The organism is Halolamina salina, assembly GCF_042678005.1.
In the GTDB taxonomy this organism is placed as follows: Archaea; Halobacteriota; Halobacteria; order Halobacteriales; family Haloferacaceae; genus Halolamina; species Halolamina salina.
Genome location: NZ_JBHUDH010000001.1, coordinates 13,746 through 23,325, shown reverse-complemented (window position 1 = coordinate 23,325; position 9,580 = coordinate 13,746). Strand labels below are relative to the sequence as shown.

Here is a 9,580-nt window from a genome sequence, read left to right as displayed (position 1 = left end):
CGCTCGCGGTCGTCGTCTCGGTCGGTTCGGGCTGGGCGCCCGGCGAGCCCATGGGGGAGGCGGCGACGCTGTCGCCCTCGCCGGCGAGGATGTCCAGCACGCGCGAGCGGTTCTCGCCGATGCGGCCGACCATGTCCTCGAACAGGTCCCGCTCCTGCGTGGTGAGTCCCTCCTCCTCGACGGGCATGTCCGCGGCCTTGAACGAGGCCATCTTGACGACCTTCCCGACCCGGCGCTCGTAGATCGCCTCGACCACGTCCTCCGCGCGCTCGATGTCGTCGCTGAGCCGGGAGACCTCCGGGTCCGAGAACGGCTCGTCGGCCGCCTCGGCCACGCGGTCGCGCTCCTCTTTCAGCTCCTCGATGTACGCCGCGACGTCCTCGTAGAACGAGTCCCGCAGGTGCTGGAGGCTGTCCTTCTGGCGCTCCTTGCTCTGGACCGTCTGGAGTTCGTCGATGTCCATGCTGTGTGTCGGGGCCGCGCGGGTGGCGCGACGGTGGCCTGCGGGTTCGTTCGGTTACTCTGCGGCTTTCTCGGCGCGCCCCCTCGCCATGAGGAACACGCCGACGTACTCTTCCACTGATTGCGGACCAGGCTCTAAAGCTGTTTCGGCGCCCAAGTCGACCGGGCCGGGCTCGGTGACGTTCACCATGATTCGCTGGCCGCGGAAGCGGTCGGCGACGGCGTCGGACAGCGGGTCGAACGCGTCGAGATCCGCGGGATCGATGGGTTTCACGACGAACCCCGTCCCGCCGTGGAGCGTCCCCGGCAGCCGGATGAGTCGGCGCACGTCGGTGGTGACCGGCTCGTCGATCGGCGCCGTCTCGTTGCCGACGACCTGTGCGGTCAGCGCCTCGATCAGCTTCCGCAGGCCGGGGCCGCCGGCCTCGACGTTCCCCTCGCGGATCGCGTCGGGGTTGCGCTCCGCGGCGTCGAGGATGGTGCCCGCGCGGCCGTCGCCGATGCCGTCGAACGCGGTGAGCTGTTCGAGGGCGTCCTCGCGGTCCATCTCCCGGAGGTCGGCGACGAACTCCACGAGCTCACGGTGGACGCGTCGCCCCCACCCGCCGCCGGTCTTGAGCTCACGGCGGGTGGTGCCGCCGTAGGAGACGGTCCGGATCAGGCCGTCGCGGTCGAGGTCGACCGCGCGCACGTAGTCGACGATCTCGCGGCGCGCCTCGCTGTCGAGGTCGAGCAGCGCGTCGTTGCGGACGTGGACGTGGTAGCCGCGGCCGCCCGAGAAGACGATCAGCAGTTCGTCGTCGGTGAAGCCGAAGTCCTCCCGGAGCAGGTCCAGCAGTCGCTTGAGCGCGTCCTTACAGGCTTCGAGCATCTCGGCGTAGCTCGCTTCCTCCTCGTCGACGCCGGGGAGGTGGTCGGCGTCGAGGTCGAACACGAGGTCCGCGCCGCGCCAGCCCTTCTCGGCCATCGTCCGGTTGTCGGGGTCGTCGTAGCGTGCGGCCGAGAAGTAGGCGTGGCGGGGCGCCTCGCGGGCGAGGAACTCCCGGACCGATTGGGCGTCCCCGCCCATGTCCAGCAGCGAGCGGTGGCGCACCATCGTCGTCCCCTCGCTCTCGGTGTAGGGGATGTGCCCCCACTCCCGGGCCGCGGGTGCGGGCGGCACCGAGATGTCGGCGTCGGCGTAGTAGTCGCCGAATCGCCCCTTGAGGTAGTTGCGCGTGCGGTCCTCCATTCCTGTGCTCGCTTGTGGAGTTCGTGGTATAGGGTTTTGCCTTCGCCGACGCGGCGCGTCGACGCGCCACGGGACGGCGTCACAGGGACCGACACGGCGCCCTCGGCGGGTTTCGGCGGGTCCCTAGTTCGACGGCTTTAAGTCTCGCATCGCCGTCGTCTCGGGTGAGACAGGCGTAGCCTGTTTCACTCACCCGTAGGAGCTACCTACGCGTACTACGGAGGTGAAAGATGGCAGATTCAATAGAGGAAGCAGTATCCCGCGCACTCGAGGACGCACCCGATCGGAACTTCACCGAGACGGTCGACCTCGCAGTTAATCTGCGCGACATCGACTTGAACGACCCGTCCAACCGGGTCGACGAGAGCGTCGTGCTCCCGTCAGGAACCGGACAGGAGACACGTATCGTCGTCTTCGCGACCGGCGAGACCGCCGTCCGCGCCGAAGACGTCGCCGACGAGGTGCTCGGCCCCGACGAGCTCGAGGACCTCGGCGACGACGACGACGAGGCGAAGGACCTCGCCGACGATACGGACTTCTTCATCGCGGAGGCCGCGATGATGCAAGACATCGGCCGCTACCTCGGGACCGTGCTCGGTCCGCGAGGGAAGATGCCGACCCCACTCCAGCCCGACGACGACGTGGTGGAGACGATCGAACGGATGAAGAACACCGTTCAGATCCGCTCCGGTGACCGCCGAACGTTCCACACCCGCGTCGGCGCCCAGGACATGACCCCCGACGAGGTCTCGAACAACATCGACGTCATCATCCGTCGTCTCGAGGCCGACCTCGAGAAGGGTCCCCTCAACATCGACTCCATCTACGTGAAGACCACGATGGGGCCGGCCGTGGAGGTGCCCGCATGAGCGAAGCCGAGGACGTCCGCAAGACCGAGACGGTGCCCCAGTGGAAGCAGCAGGAGGTCGACGAGCTCGTCGACTTCCTCGAGCGCTACGACGCCGTCGGCATCGTCGGCGTCACGGGCATCCCCTCGCGACAGCTCCAGAGCATGCGCCGCGGGCTCCACGGCACCGCCGAGGTGCGCATGAGCCGCAACACGCTCATGACCCGCGCCGTCGAGCAGGTCGACGAGGGCCTCGAACAGCTCGCCGCCGAGATCGGCGGCGAGGTCGCCTTCGTCGGCTCGAACGACAACCCCTTCGGGCTGTTCAAGGAGCTGGAAGCCTCGAAGACCCCGGCGCCGATCGGCGCCGGCGAGGTCGCCCCCAACGACATCGTCATCCCCGAGGGTGACACCGGGATCGACCCCGGTCCGTTCGTGGGCGAGCTCCAGTCGGTCGGCGCCTCCGCGCGAATCATGGAGGGGTCGATCAAGGTCACCGAGGACTCCAAGGTGCTCGAGGCCGGTGAGACCGTCTCCGAGGACCTGGCGAACGTGCTCGCCGAGATGGGCATCGAGCCCAAGGAGGTGGGGCTGGACCTGCGCGCCGTCTACGCCGACGGCGTGCTGTTCGAGCCCGACGAGCTCGCACTCGACGTCGACGAGTACGGCGAGGACTTCCAGGCTGCCGCCGCGGCCGCCCGGAACCTCTCGGTCAACGCCGCCTACCCGACCGCCGAGAACGCGGGCACCCTGCTCGCGAAGGCGGCCGGCGAGGCCAAGTCCGTCGGCCTCGAGGCGACGATCGTCAACGAGGAGCTGGCTCCCGATCTGATCGGCAAGGCGGACGCACAGCTGCGTGCGCTGGCCGCCCAGATCGACGACGAGGAGGCGCTCCCCGAGGAGCTGCAGGGCGTGGAAGCGCCGGCAGCCTCCGAGGACGTCGAGGAGGACGAGGATGAACAGGACGACGAAGCAACTGATGCCGAGGACGCCGACGACGCCGAACCGGAGGACGACTCCGACGACGACGACGCCGACGGCGGCGAAGGTCTCGGCGAGATGTTCGGGTAACTCAGAACAATGGAATACGTTTACGCTGCACTCACGCTGAACGAATCGGGCGAGGAGATCAACGAGGAGAACATCACGGCCGTGCTCGAAGCGGCCGGCGTCGACGTCGAGGAGTCCCGCGTCAAGGCCCTCGTGGCCGCGCTGGAGGACGTCGACATCGAGGAGGCCATCGAGACGGCCGCCGCCGCGCCCGCCGCGGGCGGTGCGGCCGCCGGCGGCGCTGGCGGTAGCGCCGACGAGGCCGAGGAAGCAGAGGAAGAGGAGGCCGAGGAAGAGGCCGAGGCCGAAGAAGAGGACGAAGACGAGGGCGACGAGGAGTCCGGCGAGGGCCTCGGCGAGCTGTTCGGTTAAACGACAGCGACCCTCTCACCGACGCTTCCGCAGTGCCGCTTTCTTTCGACGCCGACCGAGCAGCCGTGGCGCCGCCGATCGGGCGTCAGTCGGTCACGTCGGCCGACCTGTCGGGGCTGCTCTGATGGTACAGCACCTCGGCGTCGACGACGTTCTCCGGCGATTCGAGCACCTCCCGCATCACCGCCTCGTGCTCGGCGTCGATGTCGAACTCCGAGTTCTCGAACGCCTCGAAGACGGCCTGAACGCTCTCAGTCTCCATGTAGTAGGTGAGGTACGGCTCCCCGTCGATGCGTTCGAGGAACGCGGTCTCGGTGTAGACGCCCTCGTTGCGCAGCGTCTCGACGTGTTCGTCCGGCCGCTCCCGGACTTCCGCGGTCCACTCCCGGAGGTCGTCGACGCGGTCGGGATCGACGCGCTGTCTGGTGAGCACTGGCTCGACCATGGGCGGGGGTCGGCCGTCAACGGGAAAACTCTCCGTTTCTGACTGGTTCGGGAGTCAGTGCCGGAGCCAGACCGCCACCCCGGCGACGGCGCAGGCGACGCCGATCACCACCGGCACGGAACCGCTCGACTCGCCGAACTCCCAGCCGAGGAACGTGGTTCCGACGACGGCGACGGCTGCGACGGCCAGTCCGATCAGGAACAGTACCGGGGAGTCGCTCGATCGACCGGGCATGGCCGGCGCTACCGGGGCGAGACCCATAGTTCCACAGGACGGTGCCGTCGCTGTTCGAGTGGTGTCCGGAAGGAATGTGCGTGGGTGCTGTCCGGAGGACGAGCACCCGCATCGTGTGGCGGGTGGTTGCCCGCCGTGCGATGCGTGGGACCGGATTTGAACCGGCGGACCTCTACAGGACAGCGCCCTCAACGCTGCGCCGTTGGCCTAGCTTGGCTACCCACGCTCGCGTGCTTGCTGCAATCGTTCATTGCCGACGGCCCAGTAAAAGGGCTTCCTTTTGGCGTCGCCGTCGGGCGACGGGAGCGCGATCGCCATGGACAGACTCGTGCCGTCGCCACACGTTTCTTGCCCCGCCGGGCCGACGCTCCGGTATGAACGTTCGTGCCACCGTCCGCGACCACACGCTCGGGACGGCGGCGGTGCTCTCCGCCGTCGCGCTCGCGCTCGTGTTTGCCGCCGCGCTGCGTGTCGTCCCCGCCGGGGCGCTCCCACAGGCGCCCGCGGCGGTCGTCGACGCCATTCCACACCTGAACGCGCTGATCTGTACGGTCGCGCTGGTCACCGTAGTCCTCGGCGTCCGCGCGATCCGCGAGGGGAACGTCGAGCGCCACCGGAAGCTGATGGGGGCGACGTTCGGTCTGTTCGCCGCCTTCCTCGTCGCCTACCTCTACCGGGTCAGCCTCGTCGGCCCGACGGAGTTCCCGGCGACGGGGCTGCTCGAGACGGCCTACCTCGCGATCCTCGGAATCCACATCACGCTCGCGATCGTCTGCGTGCCGCTGGTGTTCTACGCGCTGCTGCTGGCGTGGAGCCACCCCGTCTCGGAGATCCCTCAGACGAACCACCGGAAGGTCGGGAAGGTCGCGGCGCCCCTCTGGGCGATCTCGTTCGCGCTGGGCGTCGTCGTCTACCTGTTCGTGTACGTGATCGCCTGACTACGCCCACCGCGGCTCGGACCGCTCCGCGCCGCAGTCCGGGCAGACGACGACCGTCTCTTCCTCACCCTCCCCGGACCTGACCTCCATCTCCGCGCGCTCACACTCTGGACAGCCCCGGGTTCGGTGCGCGCCGCCGCAGTCGGGGCAGGTGAGCAGTACCCCGCCGTCCCACGCCGGCGAGAGCCCACGATGGCCACAGTCCGGGCAGTCGAGCGGGACGCGCACTTGTTCGCTCTCCTTCGGCGCGCCGAGCGCGAGCACGAGAGCCGACGACGATTCGTCGTTCGTTCCGGTCTGGTACTCGCCGGGCGCGAACCGGACTGCCTCGCCGGCGCCGACGACGACCGGCTCAGAGAGCGTCTCGAACGTCACCGTCCCCTCGAGGACGACGAACACCTCCTCCTGATCGAGGTGGGTGTGGAGTCCGCTCGGCAGTCCCTCCCCGGGCGGGAGCCGATAGCGGTTGATCGCCACGTCGGTCGTCCCGAGCGCATCGGAGAGCGACTCCCGATCGGCGTCGTCGGGCGAGAACGTCCGCATACAGGCTCCGTTCGGCTGGTGTGAGAAAGAGCTTGTGCCGTCAAGAGAGGTCGTCCTGCACGACCGCCGGTCGCCGCGTCTCAGTCGTCACAGAGGAACGGCCGACCGTCGCCGTGCCTCAGTCGTCCGCGACGACGGGACCGTCGATCTCCGGCCGCGTCACGTCCCGGTCAGTCTCCTCGCCGTCGATGTCGTAGGGGTATTCCCCCGTTACACAGCCCAGACAGAGGTCCGCGCGCGACTCGCCGAGCACCTCGGCGACGCCGTCGACCGAGAGGTAGGAGAGCGAGTCGGCGCCGACAGTCTCCCGGATACCCTCGGTGTCCTGTCCCGCCGCAATCAGCTCCTCGCGGGAGGCCATATCGATCCCCATGTAGCAGGGCGCGAGGATCTGCGGCGCGCCGATGCGGAGGTGGACCTCCGCCGCGCCGGCCTCCTCCAGCAGCGAGACGAGCTGCGTCGAAGTCGTCCCGCGGACGATACTGTCGTCGATCAGCGTGACGGATTTCCCCTCGACCGTCGATCGGATGGGGTTGAGCTTGAGGCGGACGGCCTGCTCGCGCTGGTCCTGCGTCGGCATGATGAACGTCCGCCCGACGTAGCGGTTCTTCATCAGCCCCTCCGCGAACTCCGGGCCGTCGTCGCCCAGCTCTTCGCTCGCGGCCTCGGCGTACCCCGTCGCAAACGCCCGCCCCGAGTCGGGGACGGGCATCACCACGTCGCTCTCGACGCCCGACTCGTCCCAGAGCCGCGCGCCGAGGTCGCGGCGCGTGTCGTAGACCAACTCCTCGTCGATCACGGAGTCCGGCCGCGCGAAGTAGACGTGCTCGAAGAAGCAGTGGGCGGTGTTGTCCTCCTCGACCAGCTGGTAGCTCTCGTACCCCGTGCCGTCGGGGTCGAGCAGGACGAGCTCGCCGGGTTTCACGTCCCGGATCAGCTCGCCGCCGAGCGTATCGATCGCCGCCGACTCGCTGGCGAGCACGTAGCCGTCGTCGAGTTTTCCGAGACAGAGCGGGCGGTTCCCCTGCGGGTCACGGATCCCCAGCACGGTCTCGTCGTGCATCACCGTCAGCGCGTAGGAGCCGTGGATGCGGTCCATCGTGCGCTTGACCGCGCGGACGAGATCGGCGTCGAGCAGGTTGCGAGCGAGGTCGTGGGCGATCACCTCGGTGTCGCCGTCGGAGGTGAACGCGTGGCCCTCGGCGGCCAACTCTTCGCGGATCTCGCCGGCGTTGACGAGGTTCCCGTTGTGACTCAGCGCGAGCGAACCCGATCGGAAGGAGACGGTAAAGGGCTGTGCGCAGGCCTTGTCGACGCTGCCGGCCGTCGGGTAGCGGACGTGGCCCACGCCGGTCGAGCCTTGGAGGCCGTCGAGGTCCTCTTCCTCGAACGCCTCGCCGACCAGTCCCATCTCGACGTGGTCGTGCTGCTGGAACCCGTCGTGGGTGACGATCCCCGCCGACTCCTGGCCGCGGTGCTGGAGCGCGTACAGGCCGTAGTAACAGGGGTGGGCGGCCCCGCGGTCCTCGAGCGCGACACCGACGACGCCACACTTCTCCCGCATCCCGCCGGTCGGCCCTTCGGCCGAACCCTCGTGCATACCCGCCCGTCGGTCGCGCGGAACCAAAAACCCCCGCTATCGTGCTGTATCGTTGCCGGTAGACGGAGAGAATATTCAGGGACGTGCATACCGAGAGGCGGCGCAGCGATCGCGCTACCCGTCGCTGCGACCGTCGATGGCGCGAGCGCCGCCGCTACTCCGTGAGAAAACGGCAGAGAAGACTGCAGTGAGAGCCGTCAGTTGTCGCCGCTTTTCGACTGCCACGCGTAGTCGCGTCGCTTGGCGGACTTCCCGAAGCCACACGAGGAGCAGACCTTCTTCTTCGTGTGGTAGGATTTCTCGCCGCAGCGGCGACATTTCGTGTGGGTCGTGGTGTTCTTCTTCCCCTGGCTCGGTGTTCCTGCGCCGGTCATAGAGTTACCGAAACGACGTTGTCGCCACGGATAATCGTTGTGTTGTCCACTTCCTCGACGTCGAGTTCGCCCAGCACGGCGTCGCTCGCGTCGGCCGGTTCGAGCACGACGTTCATGTGCTGGTCGTAGCCCGAGAGCGCCCCGTAGAAGGACTCGCCGTCCTTCAGATGGACCGTCACCGGCTCCGAGAGCGACTCCTCGAGCACGTCGAGCGGGCGTCCACTCATGGTCACTCAAACCCCGGTGCCGGAAATAAACGTACCGAACCGCCGACGACGACGGGCATCCGTCCCAACCGCTCGGAGCGCCGGCTCACTCCAGTTGGCCGACCGCCTCGGCGGCGTAGCCGAAGATGTCGTCGTACCCCTCCGCCGAGAGGAGCACGGGGTAGAACGGCTCGTCGGCGGTCAGCGCCTCGCCGTCGGCGATCGCGAACCGCTCGCCGGCCTCGACTTTCTCGAAGTTCGGGACGACCACGTCGTACTCCCGGCCCGGCGGCTTGGCGATGGGACCGTCGAGGCGGAACACTTCGACCTCACCGCGTTCGGGCTGGGCCAGCCGGTCGTCCGTCGCGGGCACCGACAGCGCGTTCGACGCCGCGAGGAACGCCCGGGTGAGCCAGTAGGCGTTCTCGGCGGCCTCCTCGCTCCCCTGGAGTCCGCACTCCAGTTCGATCGTGTGGGCGTGCTCGACCAGCCGGCCGTCGGTGTAGTTGTCGGTCTCGATCAGCACGTCGACGGGGAGCAGCGGCGCAAGCGAGCGCGCGATCTCGTCGACGGTGTCGATCACCGCGATCGGCTCGGCGTAGGACTGCGTAGAGTGCAGTGCCAGCACCGTACAGCCCTGCACCTCGCGGGCGAGCTCGTGGGCCAGCCGCGACTCGTGGGTAGCGCCGTCGGGGTCGCCCGGGAACGCGCGGTTGAGGTCCTCCTCGACGTACCGGACGCCCCGCTCCAGCGCCTCCTCGTTGGCGATGATGAGCTTCACCGGGCGGTCGACCTCGGGGTCCTCGGCGACGAGACGTTCGACCGCCTCGACGCCACAGGGCTCGTCCCCGTGGATGCCGGCGACGACGGCCAGTTCGGGCTGTCCCTCGCCCAACTGGTGGATTTGCATACCCCACTGAAGGAGGTGAACGGGCAAGAAGGGATCGGCTTCGGCCTACTCCACCAGCGATGCCGTCCGGGACAGCGCCGCCGTCAGCAGTGCCACCGTCGCCGACAGGTCGTCGCGGTGGGCGGTCTCGACGGGGGAGTGGTGGTAGCGCACGGGGATCGAGAGCGCGCCCGAGAGGACGGCGCCACCGGCGTTCTGGAGCGCGCCCGTATCGGTCCCGATATTTGCGGCGACCTCGCGCTGGTGGGCGATCCCCTCGGCCTCGGCCACGTCGGTGAGCCACTCGATCACCGCGGGGCTGGGGATCACGGAGGCGTCCTTGCGCTTGATTCCGACGCCATCGCCGAGCGTTGACACCGTCTCGGCGG

12 protein-coding genes, 1 tRNA gene and 2 pseudogenes are annotated in these 9,580 nt (G+C 68.6%); 4 read left to right on the top strand and 11 right to left on the bottom strand.

Translation table 11 applies throughout. The features are described from left to right. Positions 1–463 (bottom strand): annotated as a pseudogene (locus ACFR9S_RS00175) (hypothetical protein); the annotation flags it as partial. A 54-nt stretch (positions 464–517) separates the two neighbouring features. Further along, positions 518–1,693 carry a DNA primase small subunit PriS gene (gene priS, locus ACFR9S_RS00170; protein ID WP_379817667.1) on the bottom strand — a complete coding sequence of 392 codons (1,176 nt, stop codon included), beginning with the start codon at positions 1,691–1,693 and terminating at the stop codon, positions 518–520. Between the two features lie 230 nt (positions 1,694–1,923). On the opposite strand from priS, the gene ACFR9S_RS00165 reads away from it, so the two are divergent. From ACFR9S_RS00165 to rpl12p, 3 genes are read left to right on the top strand one after another with little or no spacing between them, the layout of a single operon-like run. Continuing rightward, positions 1,924–2,562 (top strand): 50S ribosomal protein L1, encoded by a 639-nt coding sequence (locus ACFR9S_RS00165; RefSeq protein WP_379732068.1) that lies wholly within the window; start codon positions 1,924–1,926, stop codon positions 2,560–2,562. Beyond that, a complete protein-coding gene (locus ACFR9S_RS00160) occupies positions 2,559–3,611 on the top strand; it encodes a 50S ribosomal protein L10 (RefSeq protein WP_379817665.1) in 1,053 nt (350 codons plus the stop codon). Before ACFR9S_RS00165 ends, ACFR9S_RS00160 begins: the two co-directional genes overlap by 4 nt. A 9-nt stretch (positions 3,612–3,620) precedes the next feature. Beyond that, a complete protein-coding gene (rpl12p, locus tag ACFR9S_RS00155; RefSeq protein ID WP_379817663.1) occupies positions 3,621–3,962 on the top strand; it encodes a 50S ribosomal protein P1 in 342 nt (113 codons plus the stop codon). Positions 3,963–4,047: 85 nt separating this feature from the next. Here the strand turns inward: rpl12p and ACFR9S_RS00150 are convergent, their stop codons facing one another. The 3 genes from ACFR9S_RS00150 to ACFR9S_RS00140 form a co-directional block, all read right to left on the bottom strand. Next, complete coding sequence (locus ACFR9S_RS00150; protein WP_379817661.1) at positions 4,048–4,407, bottom strand: DUF6176 family protein; 360 nt, start codon at positions 4,405–4,407, stop codon at positions 4,048–4,050. Between the two features lie 54 nt (positions 4,408–4,461). Next, complete coding sequence (locus ACFR9S_RS00145) at positions 4,462–4,641, bottom strand: multidrug transporter (protein ID WP_379731627.1); 180 nt, start codon at positions 4,639–4,641, stop codon at positions 4,462–4,464. 141 nt (positions 4,642–4,782) lie between these two features. Beyond that, positions 4,783–4,867: transfer RNA gene (locus tag ACFR9S_RS00140), tRNA-Leu, on the bottom strand. 148 nt (positions 4,868–5,015) lie between these two features. On the opposite strand from ACFR9S_RS00140, the gene ACFR9S_RS00135 reads away from it, so the two are divergent. After that, positions 5,016–5,579 (top strand): DUF420 domain-containing protein, encoded by a 564-nt coding sequence (locus ACFR9S_RS00135; protein ID WP_379731628.1) that lies wholly within the window; start codon positions 5,016–5,018, stop codon positions 5,577–5,579. Here the strand turns inward: ACFR9S_RS00135 and ACFR9S_RS00130 are convergent, their stop codons facing one another. From ACFR9S_RS00130 to ACFR9S_RS00105, 6 genes and pseudogenes are all read right to left on the bottom strand, one after another. Then, positions 5,580–6,122 carry a cupin domain-containing protein gene (locus ACFR9S_RS00130; RefSeq protein ID WP_379731629.1) on the bottom strand — a complete coding sequence of 181 codons (543 nt, stop codon included), beginning with the start codon at positions 6,120–6,122 and terminating at the stop codon, positions 5,580–5,582. 118 nt (positions 6,123–6,240) lie between these two features. After that, positions 6,241–7,686, bottom strand: coding sequence for an amidophosphoribosyltransferase (purF, locus tag ACFR9S_RS00125; RefSeq protein ID WP_379731633.1), 1,446 nt, complete (start codon positions 7,684–7,686; stop codon positions 6,241–6,243). Between the two features lie 233 nt (positions 7,687–7,919). Further along, entirely contained in the window at positions 7,920–8,096 is a 177-nt protein-coding gene (locus ACFR9S_RS00120) for a 50S ribosomal protein L37e (RefSeq protein WP_049980850.1), read from the bottom strand. Further along, positions 8,093–8,323 (bottom strand): LSM domain-containing protein, encoded by a 231-nt coding sequence (locus tag ACFR9S_RS00115; RefSeq protein WP_053948557.1) that lies wholly within the window; start codon positions 8,321–8,323, stop codon positions 8,093–8,095. Before ACFR9S_RS00115 ends, ACFR9S_RS00120 begins: the two co-directional genes overlap by 4 nt. 85 nt (positions 8,324–8,408) lie before the next feature. Then, positions 8,409–9,212 (bottom strand): M14 family metallopeptidase, encoded by an 804-nt coding sequence (locus tag ACFR9S_RS00110; protein WP_379731630.1) that lies wholly within the window; start codon positions 9,210–9,212, stop codon positions 8,409–8,411. Between the two features lie 45 nt (positions 9,213–9,257). Continuing rightward, positions 9,258–9,580 (bottom strand): annotated as a pseudogene (locus ACFR9S_RS00105) (M42 family metallopeptidase); the annotation flags it as partial.